We start from the raw sequence: 18,780 nt of genomic DNA on the forward strand, positions 1-18,780 counted from the left end.
GAGAACAAATGTTCTTTTGTGTATAATGAACATAATCTTCTAAATTTGGCTGCTTCTCTAAAAAGGAGGGATTGCGTGAAACGTTTCTCACAGTTCATGTTTTTACAATTATGCATGTTGTCGATTTTATTTCTCCCTTTTTCAATGAAAAACGAACAACTAACGGCTCGTGATGACCAATCCAAATGGATAACAGCTTTAGACGAACTTATTCGCACAGCGCCTGATTTGGAGGGTGCTATCTCTGGCATCAGCGTCCGTGATACTTCTGACACCTCTCTACTTTATGAACATCAAGCTGACATCCGTCTTACTCCTGCTTCTAATATGAAACTACTCACATCAGCCATCGCCCTCGATATACTGGGTGAAAACCACACATTTCCTACAGACGTTTGGATGGATGGTTCTATTCAAAAGCACACATTACATGGCAACCTTTATCTCCGAGGCACTGGAGACCCGACATTGTTAGAGAACGATTTTGCTGCTTTAGCTAAGCAAGTCAAAAAGGCTGGAATACATACAATTCGTGGACAGCTTGCAGCAGATGATACTTGGTTTGATGACACGAGATATTCCATTGATCTTCCATGGAGTGATGAGGATCAATATTACGGCGCACAAATATCTGCTCTCACAGCTTCACCGAATCAAGATTATGATGCAGGAACCATCATTCTCGAAGTAAAGCCTGGAAAGAAGCAGGGGCAGAAGGCCGGCTATGACATAATCCCAAAGACTGATGTTGCTCAAGTCATCAACCGAGTAAAAACCGTTCCAGAAGGCGGGGAAAAGAAAATATCTTTTAAACGTTCTCACGGCACAAACGAGATTACGCTGACTGGGACTATTCCGCTAAATGCAAGTTCATCTAGACAATGGGTTGCATTATGGGAACCGGCAACCTATGCCTTAGATTTAATGAAACGTGCCCTAAAGGCTGAGGGGATTCAGCTGAACGGACCACTCACAACAAAACAAGTTCCTAAAAAAGCAAAAAAAATCGCTTCTCATTCATCAATGCCTTTATCAGAACTGCTTGTTCCCATGATGAAATTAAGCAACAATACGCATGCAGAAATTCTGTTAAAGGAACTTGGTAAGCGGGTAAAGAATAAAGGAAGTTTTGAAAAAGGGCTGGACGTGATCAATGAACGCCTTCCTGCCTTTGGCATAGATCCATCACTCACTGTGTTAAGAGACGGATCAGGCATATCACCGATTAACCTTGTCTCTGCAAATCAATTCACTCTCTTTTTGACAAACATTCAAAAGGAAAAATGGTTTAAAACCTATGTAAATGCGCTTCCGTTAGCAGGGGCAAGTGAGCGTATGGTGGGAGGTACATTAAGAAACAGATTGAAAGAACCAGCCACACTTGAGAAAGTACGTGCGAAAACAGGGTCATTATCAACTGTTAGCACACTTTCTGGATATATTGAAACACAACGCGGAAAGACACTTGCTTTTTCGATCTTATTCAATCATCTCGTTGATGACGAAAAAGGGAAAGTCATAGAAGACCGCATTGTGAGCATCTTAGCCGAGGATCTTTAGACAGAGAAGGGGAGCATCATGATGTTAGATAATCAACAATCTTTGGTAAAAACCATGTCCATCTTTTTGATTCCACTTTTATTGAGCAATATTTTACAATCAATCGGGCAGCTTGTGTCCATTGTACTTGTCGGCAGATGGATTGGAGAGGATGCAGTAGCTGCGATTTCTGCATTCTTTCCGCTTTTCTTTTTACTCGTTTCTTTTTCCATTGGGATTGGATCAGGGAGCTCGATCCTGATTGGACAAGCATATGGAGCAAAAAATGAACAGAGATTAAAGGAAATAATAGGAACAACGCTTTCATTCACTTTTCTAACGGGGCTTATTTTAGCTATCATTGGAGGTTTTTTTGCAGCAGATATCTTACATTTGATGGGAACTCCTGCCAATATTATCGAGGAAAGTACTGCATATGCCAGAATTCTATTCATCTCAATGCCAATCTTATTTCTTTACTTTGTTTATACGACCTTTTTACGAGGAACAGGAGATTCAAAAACGCCTTTTTATTTCTTAATGATTAGTACGGGAACAAATATTTTACTTTTGCCGATTTTATTATTCGGCTGGCTCGGGCTTCCGGCTTTTGGTTTGTATGGCGCTGCGTATTCCTCTGTCATTTCTACAATTGTTACGTTTATCATTCTGCATATCTATCTTTATAAAACAAAGCACCCGCTGCGCGTTGATGCGTCGGTTAGAAAGCATTTATTGATGAAAGGGGATTTATTAAAAACGCTATTAAAGTTAAGTATCCCTTCAAGTATTAATATGATTCTCATTTCTTTATCCGAAATTGCTGTCATTTCTTTTGTCAACGATTATGGATCACAGGCGACCGCAGCCTACGGCGTTGTCAATCAAGTCGTCAGTTACGTACAGATGCCGGCAGTGAGCCTAGGAATTGCAGTTTCTATCTTCGCAGCACAATTCATTGGCGCAGGAAATATGAATCGTTTAAAAGATGTCATTAAAATTGGGCTGGGATTAAACTTTGCCATAGGCGGATTGATCATCTTGTTCGTTTATATATTTGCACCGCAAATTTTATCCATCTTTTTAACAGAGCCTGCCACAATTGACATCGCCTATAGTCTGGTCGTTATTACGCTATGGAGCTATCTCATTTTTGGAACGGCGCAAATCGTTGCAGCCACAATGAGAGCAAGCGGAACCGTTCTATGGCCGACCATCTTTAGTATTTGTTCCATTTGGCTTGTTGAAGTACCAGTTGCTTATGTGCTGTCACACTATACATCACTTGGGATCAAAGGAATTTGGATAGGCTATCCTGCAGCTTTTTTTGTAAACTTATTACTTCAATACGGCTATTATCGATTGGTATGGAAGAAAAAACAGATTGTTGCGCTTGTTCAATCATAAGGTGAAGATATCATTTGGCATGTACTGACGCAGACCTATTACTTTTTAGGAGGTCTGGTCTGCTATGTTTTTGAATCAAAGAAGTGAACGCATACCGGTGACTTCTTTGATGACGGACCTGATATGTAAATGCTGACGCGGGAAAGCTTTTGTTCCATTGCAAACGAGTTGAAAAATCGTTTGACCGAATATGGACTGTGCTTAGTCTCATCTGACAATGAAATCACTTTGAGAAACAAAGGCCCTAACGGATGTATGACCTATTTGCCATAGCAAAAAACGAACGGATTGTACACATGTCTCGGCTCTTAAAATGGATATTTGATTCTATGTGTCATTGCTCCAATTGGAAGTGAGACCTAGAAAAATTATCATTTCGACAATCATCGAATCAAATCATTTAAAAGTTAAATGGTTTTATGTTATGGTGTTGAAAGGATAAAACTAGTATGATTTATGACAGAAATGGGGACATCATTTATGAGTCAATCAAGTTTACAGGGCAAAGCATATTCCGTTTTAAATTTATCCTCTGTGACAGAAGGCGGCACCATTAAAGAATCTTTTGAGCATAGTATGGATTTAGCAAAAAAGGCAGAGAAGTGGGGCTATCATAGATATTGGCTGGCAGAACACCATAACATGGAAGGGGTTGCGAGCTCAGCAACGTCTGTCTTGATTGGATATATTGCTGGTGGCACCAAAACAATCCGCGTGGGTTCTGGCGGGATTATGCTTCCAAATCACTCTTCACTTGTCATTGCAGAGCAATTTGGAACACTGGAGACATTGTATCCGGGGAGAATTGATTTAGGTCTTGGCCGGGCACCAGGGACGGATCAATTAACGGCAAGAGCTCTCAGACGAAATCTTCATCATGGAGAAGATTTCCCGGAGCAGCTTGAAGAGCTTCGGCAATATTTCAAACCGGCAGGTCAGGTCAAAAAACATGTAAGAGCCGTTCCTGGAGAGGGATTAGATATTCCGATTTGGCTTCTTGGTTCAAGCGGATTTAGCGCAAGGCTTGCAGGAGAACTTGGACTGCCTTTTGCCTTTGCGGCACATTTCTCACCTAAAAATACCATTCCTGCTTTAGAGTTGTACAGACAATCATTCCAACCTTCTGATGTGTTAAAAGAGCCTTATGCCATGGTTGGTGTGACAGTCATTGCTGCTGATCAAACAGAGCGGGCTGAATATTTGGCGACCTCTCATTATCAGCGGTTTTTGAGTCTCATTCGCAATACACCAGGAAAACTAAAGGCCCCTGTTGAAAGTATGGATGGGCTGTGGAGTCCATATGAGAAGGCGATGGTTGACGAACAATTAAGCTCAACGATCATTGGGGATAAACAAAAGGTGAAAAAAGAATTGGAAGCCTTTATTGAAGCGACGCAAGCAGATGAAGTGATGATTAATTCTGATATGTATGACCATCAAGAAAGAATGCGTTCTTATGAAATCATTGCGGATATCTTTCAAGAGGAACAAGAAAAATAAGCATCAAAAAAGAACTGCAAAGAGCAGTTCTTTTTTATTTATGCTTTTGTAAAAATGCGAAATGGCTGGCCAACTGGCAGTACGATCCGCCCAAAATGGGTATTCAGTACAACAGCTGCAGAACCATAAAATGAAAGCAGGGAAATGATCAATTCTGCAATTCCAGCCATCATATGAGTCACATCATACATCACACCAAACGAGCTAAGGGAAAGGCCAATGAATAAGAAATCAATAAAGACGAAAATCATAAATAACACTTTATGTGTTTCCATTGCACCAATCGTCATAAATAAGCTGAAAATTAAATAACCAATAAAAGCAAAACCTAATTGTTTTGGATCAGCAGCTCCCGCAAGCGTTTTCCCAAAAACGCCAGCTTGAATGAGCCAAGTGGTTCCAACACCCATCCAAAAAAGGCCGAACGCCCCAAAAGCAGTCGCTCCAAAAATATTATGATGCTTTGAATCTTGTATGGACGCGATGAGTTGCGCGATTCCTCCAAGGAAGATAGCCCAAGGTAAGATAAGGGAAGTGCCATCTGTCATTCCTAATTTTTGAGAGGACGCAACAAGCGTCACCATTGCTAAACCAAACAAACCAAGTGGTGTTGGGTCTGCAATTGATAATCGAATTGCTTGAACATTCTGTTTTTCCATCATGACCTCCTACAATTTGCACTTACAAAAGATACTCGAATTCGATAGAAACGTCAAGCTCTTTTTTAGTAGACACTTGCATGGTCTTCCAAATCAATCTATATTTAATACATATACTTGTGATAGAAAAAGAGGGATAGAATGAGTAAAGGCTTAGCTGGAAAAACCATTGCCATTTGTGGAACGAGAAAAACTGAAGAAATGCGTACACTTGTTGAAAAGCAAGGAGGACAAGCCGTTATTCGTTCTCTTCAAGGAACTGTATTTTTAGCCAAAGAAGAGTTAAAGCCGGGGATTGAAACCTTTGTGAAGCAGGGATCTGACTGGGTGATTTTAACAACGGGAATTGGCACAGAAACATTAATTGAAAGTGCAGAAGAGCTGCAGCTTGGAGACGCTTTTATGAACATTTTATCAAACGCGCACATCGCTTCCAGAGGGTACAAAACCTTTGCGGCTCTAAAAAAACGCGGAATTCAGCCAGATGTTTCTGATGAAGATGGAACCGTTCGTGACCTCATTTCAAAGCTTGAAGACAAAGAGTTTCAAGGCAAGCGTGTTATGGTGCAGCTTCACGGTGAAAACGCGCCAGCTCTCATCCAGTTTTTACATGACAAGGGAGCAGATGTTTTGCAGCTGCTGCCATATCAGCACACGCCTCCTGAACCAGAGGTTGCTGAAACGCTGCTTCAAGAAATGAAAGAAGGAACGGTCCATGCTGTTTGTTTTACGACCGCTGTCCAGGTTCATGCTTTTTTCAAGATAGCAGCAGAATGGGGCAGAAAAGAAGAATTGCAAGCTTTATTCGAGCAACATGTATTGGCTGTCGCTGTCGGAAAAGTCACAGCTGAAGGTTTAAAAGAAGATGGAGTCAACCGCATTCTTACCCCGTCACTTGAGAGAATGGGTGCAATGATTATGGAATTATCCCAATATATGAAAAAACAATCGACACACTCATAAAAAAACGCCTTTCACAATATGTGTGGAAGGCGTTTTCGTTAGATTGTCCGTTTTCGATTCGTGCGAATTTTTTTCAGTACGAAATACAGAACGATGAGGACGATGGCAATGGCCATAATCGGCGTTGTATAAGCGTGAGCAACACTTTGAATATGATCCCATTTTGTCCCAAGCTGCATACCGAGATAAATAAATAGGATGGACCAAGGGATGGCGGCTAGTCCTGTCAAGAGAACAAATTTGAAAAATGGCATTTTGGCAATACCAGCTGGAATCGAGATCGCATGGCGCACAACAGGGATAAATCGTGCTGTAAACACGACACCTGTTCCATAGCGGTCAAACCAGCGCTCTGCCGTAGCAATATGATGCTCGTGGATGAATAAATATTTCCCGTATTTTGTTAAAAAAGGTCTCCCGCCGTAAAGACCAATCCAGTAAATAAAGCACTGGGCAAGCGTTCCTCCAATGACTCCAGCAATGACAGCTCCAACAAAACCAATGGTGCCTGTTGACACCATATATCCGCCATAGGCAAGGACAATTTCACTTGGAATAATTTCAATCATAAGTCCAAGTGCAACACCTGCGTAACCAAGGCTGGTCAGCCAGGTTAAAATTTCAGTAAACAAGGTTCCCATTCATTTCACTCTGCCTTTAAATACGAATTTTCTTCAAGCATCCTGATAAGAGCTTATGCTTGTTTTGCTTCTCTCATGAGTATGCTTTGCATATATGCTAGCATGGCTGACCGCATATCATGACGCATTAATCCAATTTCGGCCGCTGCCTTAAAAGAGCCAAGTTTATCGCCGACATCAAACCTCATGCCATCTAATTGTTTTGCATAAATAGGGGATTGATGTGCAATGAATCTCAGAGCATCTGTCAGCTGTATTTCGTTACCGGCACCTCTCTCAATTTTTTCTAAAACTGAAAAAATTGACGGGGTGAGAATGTATCTGCCCATCACGGCTAAATCGGAAGGCGCCTCATGAATAGCTGGCTTTTCCACCAAGTCTGTGACTTCAATCACTTGACCGTCTACTCTAGCTGGTCTTATCATACCATACTTGTTGACATCTAGACGATCCACTTGCTGAACACCAATGACCTCTCTTTGTTTCTCCTCATAGACTTCCATGAGCTGAGAGAGAGCTGGCTTTTCTGATACCATCACATCATCCCCTAAAAGAACCGCAAAAGGATCATTTCCGGTAAAATGACGTGCACATAATACCGCATGTCCAAGGCCTAAAGGTTCCTTTTGGCGGATATAATGAATATTGGCCATATCTGCAATATGCTTGATTTCAGCCAGTTGTTCCTTTTTCCCTTTTTCGAGCAAATTTTGTTCAAGCTCAATCGAGCGGTCAAAGTGATCTTCAATAGATTTTTTATTCCTTCCTGTAATAATGAGAATATCTTCAATTCCAGATTGAACAGCCTCCTCTACTATGTATTGAATAGCGGGTTTGTCGATAATAGGTAGCATTTCCTTGGGCTGTGCTTTAGTAGCTGGTAAAAAACGTGTACCTAATCCTGCTGCTGGTATAACGGCTTTTTTGATGTTCATTGAATCATCACTCCATTTCTGATGGTTTACTTTCTGTTTGAAAAACCCAAATGCGGCTTCCAGTAAAAGTGATCATAAGGCCCACTAGGGTGCCAACTGCTTTACTGATGAATAATGAGAAACCTGCTAGCTGCGTGACATATAAGACAACATAAGTAAGGAGACACGCTGCCCCGTTGACAGTGATCCATTTGATCCATTCCCATTTATCAGCTTTCTTTTTCACTTGAAACGTCCATTTTCGATTCCAAATATAACTGTTCAGCATTCCTGCAGTATAGGAAAGGCACTGTGCAAGAAAAGAGGGGACAAGGCAGGCAGTGAGAAAAAAGAAGATAATAAAATCAATCAGCGTATTGCTGACGCCTACGATTGAAAATGCCGCATAGGTCCGAATGTTTCTCTTTGTCATGTGAAGGACCGTCACCTCCTAGTGTTTGAGTGGGTGTATAACTACTGTACAAAAACGAGTTGACGAATCAGTGAAGAAAAGATGAAAAAAACATGAACAGACTAAATCCGTTTTTTCACCAGCTCGTGATATAATTTGTGAGATAAAACAAACGGTGGTGCACATTCATGTATTTAACAATTGCTGAAACAGCTGAATACCTCGAAGTATCAGAAGCGTATATTGAAAAATTAATGCAGCAAAAAAAGATCCGTTACGTATTCGACGGAGAATCATATTTGATTTATCAAGGACAGTTTCAAACCCATATGAAGCAGCTAAAGCAATATAAAGAGCTCATCCAAGAAATCTTAAATGAACCGATTCCTGAGGACCCCGACGTCAAAGATGAAGATTAAAAAAGACTGTATGAGAAAGGAAGAACCTTTTCATACAGTCTTTTATATTGACTCACTCCTGTTTGGACAATCTTCATCTGGCATTTGACTTGAACATCTGCATCAGGGTAGATGCTTTGCCATTTCTCCGGTGTCATGGCTTTATCTTTAGAGCGATACTTTAAACCAAGGCCAAGCGGATCAATTTTTTGTTTTTTAAAGAACTGAACAAGCTCATCTCCTTGCCGTGCGACACGTTTTTCCACTTCTTTTCCAACGTGCTGTAAAATAGCGGGTCTATCAATTTTTTCGATTTCATGAATTCTTTTCATTCACCTTTGAGCTTGATCGTGATCGTTATTTTAGGCTTTCTTCTCAAACGCTCTGTTTTTCGTATTTGATAAGACACACGGGATCCTGATAATATCGAGACGGTCATTCAGCGAATTGAAGAGATCAATTATGATTAAATTTTGGATGCGAATTATCTTGTTCAAATGCTCTATGACGTGTCCAATACGATCTTCCCATTGTTTTTAAATACAGAACGACCAGACCGTGTTTCTTCAGGAATAACCGAAGGGAAAATTGCTATTATGGTCGATGGCTCTCCGTATAGCCTGCTTGCACCGACCATTCTTCTAGAGTATTTTTCAACAATGGAAGATTACAACATGTTGTGGATTGCAGCTTCTTGCTTCCTTTGGAATTCGTTCTTTTAATTTTTCTAATGTTTGAAGCCCATTTGTTTGTTTGATAAGGGGAAGAATCTGTTCATGGAGAAGGTTTCCATTGATTAATGAGCGAAAATAAGAAATCCGATAGTAGACATCTTGCGCATGAGACCGTTCATTTGTAAAATCTGCCGAACGGGATAATGCCTCAAATACTGAATTCGGGTCGCTTGGCTGTGAGGTGTTTTTCTTCAGCACTTGAACCATCTCCTTCCGCGATTTCCCTCTATTATCCAACCAATTGTGTGAAGACTTCATGAACTAGACGCTTTTTTTCCATATTGAACGGCTTCTAATAAAAAGTCAGCTAGATGAACAGCCCTCATGTCATGCGCATGTCCTGACTTTTTGACGCCTGCCGCCATTTGCAGCTGACAGCCTGGATTAGATGTAACAATCGCTGTCGCTGCTGTTTGATTTGCTTCCATCATCTTATGATCTAAAATTTGCATCGACATTTTTGGTTGCAAAATGTTGTAAATGCCTGCTGAACCGCAGCAGCGATCTGCATGTTTCATTTCTTTCAACGTCACACCTTCAATGGCTTTCATAAGTACCCTCGGCGCCTTATCTACACCCATTCCATTCCGTAAATGACAAGAGTCTTGGTAGGTGATGACCTGCTCTGGTAAGGCCAATGGCGCGTGGCGGTGAAACTTTAGCTCTACAAGGATGGTGGATATATCTGTTATCTTCTGCGAAAAGGCCTCACTTCGTTTTTGAAAAGCTGGATCATCCTTCAGCAAATGACCATAATCACTTAAAAAGGCGCCGCAGCCGCCCGCATTCATGACAATGGCTTCAGCATCCGTTTCCTCAAATGCTTCAATATTCCGCTTGGCTAACTGTTTCGCTTGGTCCTTTTCTCCGCTATGACCATGAAGCGCTCCGCAGCACGTCTGGATAGGAGGAACGATAACATCGCAGCCTGCGAGCTGAAGGAGCTGAATCGTCGCTTCATTTGTACTGGAAAAAACCGTATCCATTAAACAGCCGGAAAAAAAGGCCACCCGTTTTTTTACTGGACCAATGGCTTTATATTCATTCAAACGATTTTTCTTTTGAGACGGCACCTTTGGAAGCGCCTGTTCCATCAGCTGTAAATGTGAGGGAAGCACCTTTAGCATGCGAGTCTTGCGGGCGGCCGTTTGCAGACCAGATGTTTGATAAAATCGAAGAAGGCCAGCTGCTTTCCGCATACGGCTTTGTGAAGGGAAGAGACCTTTAAACACCATGCGCCTCATCAATTTGACGGGTAACGATTGTGGTTTATGCTGCTGAATGATGTCTCTTGCATCTTCCAGTAACCGCCCATACTTGACGCCTGAAGGGCAGACCGGTTCACATGCCCGGCAGCCGAGACAGAGATTGAGGGAGTGTTCAACATCTTCATCAGGTTCAATGATACCGTCTCTGACCGCCTTCATTAACGCAATTCGTCCCCGGGGAGAGTGTGTTTCTTGTTGCCCAGATTCAATATAGGTAGGGCAGGAAGGCAGGCAAAAGCCACAGCGCATGCAGTTGAGCAGTTCCTTTTCATCCATTTGCTGCTGGAATTTTTGCTGAATCTCTTTTTGACTCATGAGACCACCACCCGCTTTCTTGTTGATTTTCCAAACACTTTATCAGGATTCATGATATGAGCAGGGTCTAGCGCCTGTTTGATCGCTTTCATCGCAGCAATTCCTTCTTTTTTGACCTTCAGCTCCAAATAGGGCGCTTTCATGAGACCTACGCCATGTTCACCCGTAATGGTGCCGCCAAGTGCAACGGCTTTTTCAAAAATGGCCTGAAAGGCTGCTTCTACACGTTTCATTTCTTCTTCATTTCTTGCATCTGCTGCACAAGTAGGATGTAAGTTCCCATCACCTGCATGCCCAAATGTACAAATAGTCACGTCGTATTTTTGAGCAATTTCTTCAATCGCTCGAACCATGTTGGCAATTTCAGAACGAGGAACGGTGGCATCCTCTAAAATAGTGGTCGGGCTGAGCCGGGCGAGGGCAGATAAAGCGGAGCGTCTCGCCGTTAAGAGCGCACTTGCCTCTTCTTCAGAGCGGGCGATATTGACGCTTTTTGCCCCATGCCGCTGACAGACTTCAGCCATTTTTTTGATATCACGTGAAACAGCCTCAGGGATGCCGTCCTGTTCGATTAATAACACTGCCTGAACATCAGTAGGCAGGCCGATTTTTGCAAAATCTTCAACGACTGCAAGGGTCGGCTGATCCATGAATTCTAATGTAGCAGGAATAATGCGCTCAGCAATGATAGCTGAAACAGAAGTAGCGGCTTCTTCTAGGCTTTCGTATAAACAAAGCATCGTTTGTTTCGTTTCTGGAAGCGGCAGGAGCTTTAACGTGGCTTCTGTGACAATTCCGAGCGTTCCTTCTGAACCAACGAACAATCGAGTCATATCATATCCAGCCACATCCTTTGCCAGCTTCCCGCCTGTTTTGATGATGTCACCATTTGGCAGAACCACTTCAAGTCCAAGCACGTAATCTCTTGTCACCCCATACTTTAAACCTCTCAGCCCCCCTGAATTTTCGTTAATATTTCCGCCTAATGTGGAAATTTTCATCGAGCTTGGGTCAGGCGGGTAGAAGAGACCTTTTTCCTCGACTTGCCGAATGAATTCTTGCGTAATCAAACCAGGCTGTACCGTTGCGGTCAGGTTTTCTTCGTCTATTTCTATTAATTGGTTCATTCTTTTGAAAAGAATGACTAATCCGCCTTGAGCAGCGCATGTTCCTGCACAAAGATTTGTACCCGATCCTCTTGGCACAATTGGCACGTTGTATTGAGCGCAAAGCCGCACGATTTCCTGCACTTCCTCAGCTGTGTGAGGGCTTACAATAGCATCTGGCATATGTTGAAAATTTGGTGTCGCATCATAAGAGTAGGCAAGACGATCCGCCTTGCTGTCTTGGACATAAGACGCACCGACAATGTCTTTTAATTGATTTGAAAATTCTGAATCTAACATGTGCAATCACTCCCACTCGTTTCTTTCAGTATAAAAAAAGAACCGTCTCATGCCTATGGACGATTCTACAAAATATCGCGCTTTTTTATAGGTTTCTTTGTATCATCATCCAACAGCATCAATGCCAAATAAAAGAGCATCGCATCTTGCATCCGTTTTGGATCAAGTGTCGTTAAATCCTGAATACGTTTTAACCTGTAATGCAGTGTATTAATATGTACATGCATGGCTTCAGCTGTATGTTTCAATGAGTAATCAGAAGCTATGAGCACCCGCAATGTTTTCACTAGTTCAGAATAGGGGAGAAGGGGCGCAATCGTTCGATCGAGAAACACACCTTTCGTTCCCTGACTGATTTCCTCAATCAAAAGCTCAAGTGTCAAATCTTCATCAAATACAATCGGTGTATCAGCATGCGCCAATTTTAAAGCGCGAAAGGCTTGATGAAAGGACTGCTTCATGACATGAGAAGCTGATGGTTTCCCCGCACCAATCAACATTCTTGATGAAGAAAGGGCTGCGAGCGCAGCATGGATACGGAACAGGCGCTGCTGAAATGCATCACGATCACCAGACGTCGTTTCCAGCATGAGCAAAAACCGCGCATGTCCCCAGCGCACGATAATCTCCTGACTCGTGAGGTGCAGTTTGTCCTTCATCACTTGATATTGATCCTGCTTCATAAACGATTCATCTTGACAATCAATCAGTACCACCGCACGCTGCTTTTTGACATCAAGATGCAGCCGCTGCGCCTTTTCAGTGATATCAACAGCTGTCTCTGGCAGATGAAGCCAGTCAAACACAAACGCTTCAAGCTGTCGTTCATCTGTTTCCGTTTCTTGAAAGAATTCATGCTCTTGAATGAGCAGCTCTGTCATTTTACGTAAAATGTCGCCAAAAGGGGACACGTGCACAGGATCTCCTGTCATCCCAATCACACCAATGACCTCTTGCTTAAAATAAATAGGCAGATTGATGCCGGCTTTGACGCCTTTCATATGCTGCTGGTCATCCTTTGTGAGGATTCGTTTCTGCCCTTCAAAGGACGTGACATATGCGCCTTCATGAAATTGACCAATGCGTGCTGGATCTGTTGCGGCAATGATGGTACCGTTTGGTTGTGTGATGATGATTTCTTCCGTCAGTACCTTTTTGATCTCGTCTACGATTTTTTCTGCCAGTGTCATTGTGAGCAAAACGGTCCCCTCCGAGATGTTTCTTTTTACACTATGATACCATCATATGCTTAGGCATATCTTTCTTTTCCTGTGTTATGCTAAAATAAAAAACGCAAATGACGTAGATGAAAGGAGATACAGCCATGTCACTGCAAAATCGCTTACAAGATTTACTGAAAGAAGGGCAGGCGCTTACAGACTTTGAATATGCCGAAGCTGCACGTCAAAATTGGCCGTTAGAAGGGGCAAAAATGAAAGAAGAAGCACGCTTTGCCGATAGCTATATAGAGCGTGTGGACAAGGAATCAGAGGAAATGATTCAAACAGAAGCCGTGTCCTTTTTAAATACACCCCTTACATATGTAAAAAAACAACCAAACGAATTCATTTATATCGAATCGAAATGGTTTGATGTGGTGAAAGTCGATGGACTGGCCATAGAATGGGATGAAGTATTTCAGACGTATACCGCATTATTCGGATTGAAACGTCCTAAAAAAGATACAGGATTACTAAAAGAGATGCTCTCAGAATTAAATGGTGCTCAGCTCCAATTTAATGGACAAGACGGCTTATTTGATATCAATATCCCGCTGCTTGAACTTGAGAACATCCAAGAAGATACGCCTATTATTGATGCGATCTCAGCGGTATACCGTTATTTATTCCACTTGATCCTGCAGCTTGAAAATGAATGAACCAAAAAACGGCTCAAATTCCTGAGCCGTTTTTTGATAGCAAAATGGTGCTTTTCCCACCCAAAGGCTCCAATCGGCATTTCCCTTTTCAACCATTGTGCAAAAGAAAAAAGCCAAAATGCTCTTGGCTTTTTTTGCATGAACTAAGGCGTGACAAACTTCACATCATGCTCTTTTCCATATTGAAGATAATTTTTAGAAGGCTGCTCGTTGGTCACGACGACGTCTATTTCTTTTAAATCACAAAACGTGGTCAAAGCATAATGATCAAATTTACTATCATCGACTAATAAAAAGGTTTTCGCGTTTTTTTCAACAAGTGTCTTTTTTATATCTGTCTCAAGCGGGGAAGAATTCGTGACCCCATGATCAATGGATAAACCAGTTGACGCAATAAACGCTTTATTGACATTGTATGCTTTTAGACGCTCTACACTTTGATAGCCAACGAAAGAATTTGTTTTTCTCTCTAGCATGCCGCCGGTCGAAAAGATGGTGAGATTTTCATAAGGCATGGCCTGCGTAATGAAATCCACGTTATTTGTCACAACAGTTATCTGTTTCTCTGTCAAATAAGGAAGCATCTCAAGCGTTGTCGTACCAGAATCAACAAAAATCATATCACCCTGTTCGACAAAAGCGGCGGCGGCCTGTCCGATCAATTGTTTTTTACTCAGCTGCCGCGTCTTTCGCTCCTGATATACGACTAAAGTTGAGTGATTCACAGCAACGCCGCCATAGACTTTTTTGAGCACGCCGGATTCTACCAATGCTTGTACATCTCGGCGTATTGTGTTTTTTGAGACGCCAAAATGTGCCACAAGCTCATCAAGAGAGGCAGATTCCCGGTCAAACACATACTCTTTTATTTGCTGAATACGTTTTGTTTTTATCATGCTATAATCTCCAATCAATACGAATATGCTGATTCTATTATAACAATAATTTCAGGCAAAAGATGACACTGATCCATATGGAGGCTTAATGGTTTTTTCGCTTAGCTTTTCTCATATTCCATAAAAGCGTATGATAGAGAAAAGAGGATAGAAAGGATTTTCACTCCTATGAATCAATCCAACATACAATTTTCAAAGCTTGCGAATTTTAGAGAAGTCGGCGGACTCCAAACAACGGATGAAATGGTCATCAAACAAGGCATGATTTATCGATCCGCAGATTTATCACGTCTCACAAAACAAGATAAATGCACGTTCTCAACACTTGGGATTCAAACCGTTTGTGACCTCCGGACAAGCTCAGAACGCAAATCAAACCCACCAAAGATCAAGGAACATGACAAAATTGTTCATATCCCTATGCAGCCTGACAGTATGATGCCTAGTAAATGGAGCATGTTTCGTATGCTGACAACAAAAGGAAGGTCTCTATCCTTTACGCCGATCATGAAATATTTATATCAAAGCATGCTCACTGAGCGAAAAAAAGAGATTCAGCAATTGTTCACAATACTGTCAGATGAGGAAAATTATCCGCTCATGCTTCACTGTACAAGCGGAAAGGACCGTACAGGCTTTTTATCTGCGCTCATTCAATTAGTAGCAGGTGTCTCGGTTCATACCGTTTTAGATGAATACATGCGCTCCAATGAAGGCGTGCAGATGCTTGTGAAAAGGCAGCAAAGATTTGTTCGCATAATGAGTTTATACCGGGTGTCAAAAGAACAAATCTAGCCGCTTCTCGGTGTGCAGAAGGATTATCTTGAGGATGTGCTGAAAGAAATGATGGAGACATATGGAAGTGCAGAGCGATATTTAATCGAAGCATGCGAAGTTCCGGAAGATCAGCTCCATCAAATGAAAAACATCTTGCTTACACCATCTGCTGGCATTCCATTTCGAACCTCAGAATAAACTTAGCATGAGGTGATGCAAATCATGCTGAAAAAAATCAGCATCATGTTTCTAACATTTGCTTTTATGTGTGTCTTCTTATTGATTCCATCTAGCAGTCTAGCTCGCCCTTTGATGAACGGGACGCTTGAGAGCAGCCGGGAGATGCGAGCGGTTTGGGTTGCATCGGTCTATAACTTAGATTGGCCATCAAAGAAAGGACTGCCCGCCCAAGAGCAAAAACGAGAGTTCATTCATCTGTTAGACGAGATCAAAGCGATGAATATGAACGCCGTCATCATGCAAATTAAACCAACAGCAGATGCCTTTTATCCTTCGGAATATGGACCATGGTCAGAATATTTGACCGGAACGCAAGGGAAAGATCCTGGATATGACCCGCTTGCGTTTATGGTAGAAGAAGCACATAAACGAGGCCTCGAATTTCACGCTTGGTTTAACCCATATCGAATCACAATGAATCATACAGACCTCAGCCGGCTGTCAGCCGATCATCCTGCAAAAGCACATCCTGACTGGACCATTGCCTACGGAAATCAGCTTTACTACAATCCCGGCATTCCTGACGCTCAGAAATTCATAGTAGGCGGCATAGCGGAAGTTGTGAAGAATTATGATATTGATGCGGTGCATATGGACGATTATTTTTATCCAAATAAAATGGCCGGTGTCCCATTTCCAGATCAAGAAACGTATGAAACCTATGGAAAAAAAGCATTTACACACATAGAAGATTGGCGAAGAGATAATGTAAACCAATTGGTGAGGCAAATCAATGAAGCCGTTAAAAAAGAAAAGCCGTATGTGAAATTTGGTATTAGTCCATTCGGTGTATGGCGTAACATGAAAGATGATCCAACTGGTTCAAACACAACAGCAGGCATGACCAATTACGATGATTTATATGCTGATACAAGACAGTGGATTCAGCAGCACAATATTGACTACGTAGCCCCGCAAATTTACTGGAGCATTGGCTTTCAGGCAGCCTCCTATGACGTGCTAACGAAATGGTGGTCTCATGAAGTAAAGGGAGAGCCCGTTCACCTTTACATTGGTCAAGCGACGTATAAAATCAATCAAAACAGTGATCCTGCTTGGTCAGATCCCGAGGAGTATGTTCGCCAAATCAAGCTGAACAGGCAGTCTCAGCTCGTGCAGGGAAGTATGCATTTTAGTTTAAAGGATATCAATCGAAACCCGTTGAATATCAAGAATCGATTAATAGAAGAAACCTATAGCAAACCGGCTATCATTCCAGAGATGCCATGGCTTCAACAAAAAGCGCCCAAAAAACCAATCATCCATGCTGTGAACAAGAGAGAAGATGGCGCAGTTTTAAGGATTCAACATGATCCGCACTCTACTGCATCCTATTATGCAGTCTATCGACTGTCGAAAAAAGGGACGTATGAATTAATCCAAACGGTCAGAAAAGAGAAAGGCACAATGACACTTGTCAAAGACCTTTCAGTACATCAGAAAAAGACATATACCTACAAAGTGACAGCGCTCAATCGCCTTCACCATGAAAGCAAGCCTTCTACAAAAACAGTCAAATAACAAAGAAAGCATAAATGAGGACTTTCCTCCATTTATGCTTTTTTTTACTATTTTTATTTTAATTTTCTGAATTCAATTAAGCTTGGCATGAAGCAGCTACTTGATTAATAAATATGATAGAAAAGCGCCAAAGGGGGAAGCACAATGGATTTTGAATTAACGAAAGAGCAGCAAATGATCCGCCAGATGGTTAAAGAATTTGCAAAAACAGAAATTGCACCGCTCGCTCAAACGATTGATAAACAGGCTGTATTTCCTGTCAAAACATTTCAAAAAATGGGGGAACTCGGCTTTATGGGTATACCCTTTCCAGAGAAATATGGAGGGTCAGGAGGAGATACGATATCGTATGCGCTGGCTGTAGAGGAAATCGGAAAGCAGTGTGCCAGTACAGGTCTTAGCTATGCCGCTGCTGTCTCCTTAGGCGCAAGCCCGCTTTATTATTTCGGTACGGAGGAGCAAAAGATGGATCACCTTGTTCCGCTAGCGTCTGGAACAGCACTCGGTTCCTTCGGATTAACAGAACCAAACGCAGGATCAGATGCAAAAGGAACGAAAACAAAAGCAATCAAAGACGGACAAGAATATGTCATCAGCGGTGAGAAGTGCTGGATTACAAATGCCAATTTTGCTAGAACGATTATTGTCACCGCTGTGACAGATGATGATGAACATGGTCGTCCGATCATCTCAGCCTTCATTGTGGAGAAAGGACAAAAGGGGCTGTCGATTACAAATCCATATGACAAAATGGGGGTTCGCGGTTCAGATACGGCTGAGATCCTTTTAGACGAAGTGCGTGTCCCGGCACATCATATATTAGGAGACCCAGCGAAAGGGTTCAAGCAATTTTTATATACATTAGACGGGGGACGAATTTCCATTGCTGCTTTATCTGTTGGAATTGCGCAAGCGGCACTTGATGCTTCACTTTCTTATGCAAAAGAAAGAAAGCAATTCGGGCAGACCCTCTCATCGTTTCAAGCCATTCAATTTAAGCTGGCGGATATGGCGATGCAAATTGAGCTTGCAAGACAAATGGTCTGGAAAGCCGCTTGGCTGAAAGATCAAGGCAAACCGTTTACAAAGGAAGCCGCCTATGCCAAACTTTTCGCTTCTGAAATGGCGACAAAAGCAAGTCTTGATGCGGTTCAAATTCATGGCGGAACAGGCTATATGAAAGAATGTGGTGTTGAACGACTCGTGAGAGATGCGAAGCTGATGGAAATTGGAGAAGGAACCTCTGAAATTCAGCGGCTCGTCATCGCAAGACAGATGTTAGCGTAGCACCAGAATGAAAACGCTTACTAT

General features: G+C 42.1%; 19 protein-coding genes and 1 pseudogene. 10 read left to right on the top strand and 10 right to left on the bottom strand.

From position 1 onward, the window contains the following. Window positions 1–75: 75 nt before the first annotated feature. The 3 genes from dacB (at window position 76) to BK049_RS17855 (ending at window position 4,446) form a co-directional block, all read left to right on the top strand. The gene (gene dacB / locus BK049_RS17845; protein WP_071169090.1) at window positions 76–1,560 is read left to right on the top strand and encodes a D-alanyl-D-alanine carboxypeptidase/D-alanyl-D-alanine endopeptidase; all 1,485 of its coding nucleotides are present in this window, start codon (window positions 76–78) and stop codon (window positions 1,558–1,560) included. An 18-nt stretch (window positions 1,561–1,578) separates the two neighbouring features. Then, entirely contained in the window at window positions 1,579–2,946 is a 1,368-nt protein-coding gene (locus BK049_RS17850; RefSeq protein WP_071169091.1) for an MATE family efflux transporter, read from the top strand. Between the two features lie 480 nt (window positions 2,947–3,426). Beyond that, window positions 3,427–4,446: an LLM class flavin-dependent oxidoreductase gene (locus tag BK049_RS17855; RefSeq protein ID WP_008357275.1), complete on the top strand. Its 1,020-nt coding sequence runs from the start codon at window positions 3,427–3,429 to the stop codon at window positions 4,444–4,446. A gap of 38 nt (window positions 4,447–4,484) precedes the next feature. Here BK049_RS17855 and BK049_RS17860 read toward each other — a convergent pair whose 3' ends face one another. Continuing rightward, window positions 4,485–5,105, bottom strand: coding sequence for an acetate uptake transporter (locus tag BK049_RS17860; RefSeq protein ID WP_008360540.1), 621 nt, complete (start codon window positions 5,103–5,105; stop codon window positions 4,485–4,487). A 141-nt stretch (window positions 5,106–5,246) separates the two neighbouring features. Here BK049_RS17860 and BK049_RS17865 point away from each other — a divergent pair, with 141 nt between their 5' ends. Next, window positions 5,247–6,068 carry a uroporphyrinogen-III synthase gene (locus tag BK049_RS17865; protein WP_071169092.1) on the top strand — a complete coding sequence of 274 codons (822 nt, stop codon included), beginning with the start codon at window positions 5,247–5,249 and terminating at the stop codon, window positions 6,066–6,068. Between the two features lie 38 nt (window positions 6,069–6,106). On the opposite strand, the gene uptA is transcribed toward BK049_RS17865, so the two are convergent. The 3 genes from uptA to BK049_RS17880 are packed head-to-tail and all read right to left on the bottom strand — an operon-like array spanning window position 6,107 to window position 8,056. Beyond that, entirely contained in the window at window positions 6,107–6,709 is a 603-nt protein-coding gene (gene uptA / locus BK049_RS17870) for an undecaprenyl phosphate transporter UptA (protein WP_008360536.1), read from the bottom strand. A gap of 53 nt (window positions 6,710–6,762) precedes the next feature. Beyond that, window positions 6,763–7,644 (bottom strand): UTP--glucose-1-phosphate uridylyltransferase GalU, encoded by an 882-nt coding sequence (gene galU, locus BK049_RS17875; RefSeq protein ID WP_008360534.1) that lies wholly within the window; start codon window positions 7,642–7,644, stop codon window positions 6,763–6,765. Window positions 7,645–7,651: 7 nt separating this feature from the next. Beyond that, a complete protein-coding gene (locus BK049_RS17880; protein ID WP_008360532.1) occupies window positions 7,652–8,056 on the bottom strand; it encodes a GtrA family protein in 405 nt (134 codons plus the stop codon). 167 nt (window positions 8,057–8,223) lie between these two features. Between BK049_RS17880 and BK049_RS17885 the strand changes: the two genes are divergently transcribed. Beyond that, window positions 8,224–8,454 carry an excisionase family DNA-binding protein gene (locus tag BK049_RS17885; protein WP_071169093.1) on the top strand — a complete coding sequence of 77 codons (231 nt, stop codon included), beginning with the start codon at window positions 8,224–8,226 and terminating at the stop codon, window positions 8,452–8,454. Here BK049_RS17885 and BK049_RS17890 read toward each other — a convergent pair. Next, window positions 8,451–8,765, bottom strand: a complete 315-nt coding sequence (locus tag BK049_RS17890; RefSeq protein ID WP_071169094.1) for a Ger(x)C family spore germination C-terminal domain-containing protein — start codon at window positions 8,763–8,765, stop codon at window positions 8,451–8,453. The two genes, BK049_RS17885 and BK049_RS17890, sit on opposite strands and share 4 nt — an antisense overlap. A 165-nt stretch (window positions 8,766–8,930) precedes the next feature. On the opposite strand from BK049_RS17890, the gene BK049_RS19185 reads away from it, so the two are divergent. Then, window positions 8,931–9,155 carry a spore germination protein gene (locus BK049_RS19185; RefSeq protein ID WP_008360526.1) on the top strand — a complete coding sequence of 75 codons (225 nt, stop codon included), beginning with the start codon at window positions 8,931–8,933 and terminating at the stop codon, window positions 9,153–9,155. Here BK049_RS19185 and BK049_RS17895 read toward each other — a convergent pair. From BK049_RS17895 to BK049_RS17910, 4 genes are all read right to left on the bottom strand, one after another. Further along, window positions 9,087–9,365: a hypothetical protein gene (locus BK049_RS17895; protein WP_008360524.1), complete on the bottom strand. Its 279-nt coding sequence runs from the start codon at window positions 9,363–9,365 to the stop codon at window positions 9,087–9,089. The two genes, BK049_RS19185 and BK049_RS17895, sit on opposite strands and share 69 nt — an antisense overlap. Before the next feature lie 56 nt (window positions 9,366–9,421). After that, window positions 9,422–10,750, bottom strand: a complete 1,329-nt coding sequence (locus tag BK049_RS17900; protein ID WP_071169095.1) for a (Fe-S)-binding protein — start codon at window positions 10,748–10,750, stop codon at window positions 9,422–9,424. Beyond that, window positions 10,747–12,156, bottom strand: coding sequence for a glycolate oxidase subunit GlcD (gene glcD, locus BK049_RS17905; RefSeq protein ID WP_071169096.1), 1,410 nt, complete (start codon window positions 12,154–12,156; stop codon window positions 10,747–10,749). Before glcD ends, BK049_RS17900 begins: the two co-directional genes overlap by 4 nt. Before the next feature lie 65 nt (window positions 12,157–12,221). Continuing rightward, a complete protein-coding gene (locus BK049_RS17910) occupies window positions 12,222–13,355 on the bottom strand; it encodes a CdaR family transcriptional regulator (RefSeq protein ID WP_071169097.1) in 1,134 nt (377 codons plus the stop codon). Window positions 13,356–13,480: 125 nt separating this feature from the next. Here BK049_RS17910 and BK049_RS17915 point away from each other — a divergent pair, with 125 nt between their 5' ends. Next, a complete protein-coding gene (locus BK049_RS17915) occupies window positions 13,481–14,035 on the top strand; it encodes a hypothetical protein (protein ID WP_008360515.1) in 555 nt (184 codons plus the stop codon). Window positions 14,036–14,178: 143 nt separating this feature from the next. Here BK049_RS17915 and BK049_RS17920 read toward each other — a convergent pair whose 3' ends face one another. Continuing rightward, entirely contained in the window at window positions 14,179–14,931 is a 753-nt protein-coding gene (locus tag BK049_RS17920) for a DeoR/GlpR family DNA-binding transcription regulator (RefSeq protein WP_008360513.1), read from the bottom strand. 168 nt (window positions 14,932–15,099) lie between these two features. Here BK049_RS17920 and BK049_RS17925 point away from each other — a divergent pair. The 3 genes and pseudogenes from BK049_RS17925 to BK049_RS17935 all read left to right on the top strand — a co-directional run bounded on the left by BK049_RS17925 (window position 15,100) and on the right by BK049_RS17935 (window position 18,756). Continuing rightward, window positions 15,100–15,906 (top strand): annotated as a pseudogene (locus tag BK049_RS17925) (tyrosine-protein phosphatase). A gap of 15 nt (window positions 15,907–15,921) precedes the next feature. After that, window positions 15,922–17,469 carry a glycoside hydrolase family 10-like protein gene (locus BK049_RS17930; RefSeq protein ID WP_034739643.1) on the top strand — a complete coding sequence of 516 codons (1,548 nt, stop codon included), beginning with the start codon at window positions 15,922–15,924 and terminating at the stop codon, window positions 17,467–17,469. 144 nt (window positions 17,470–17,613) lie between these two features. Continuing rightward, window positions 17,614–18,756 carry an acyl-CoA dehydrogenase family protein gene (locus BK049_RS17935; protein ID WP_071169098.1) on the top strand — a complete coding sequence of 381 codons (1,143 nt, stop codon included), beginning with the start codon at window positions 17,614–17,616 and terminating at the stop codon, window positions 18,754–18,756. Window positions 18,757–18,780: the final 24 nt, after the last annotated feature.

Source organism: Bacillus xiamenensis, from assembly GCF_001857925.1.
Taxonomy (GTDB): domain Bacteria; phylum Bacillota; class Bacilli; order Bacillales; family Bacillaceae; genus Bacillus; species Bacillus xiamenensis.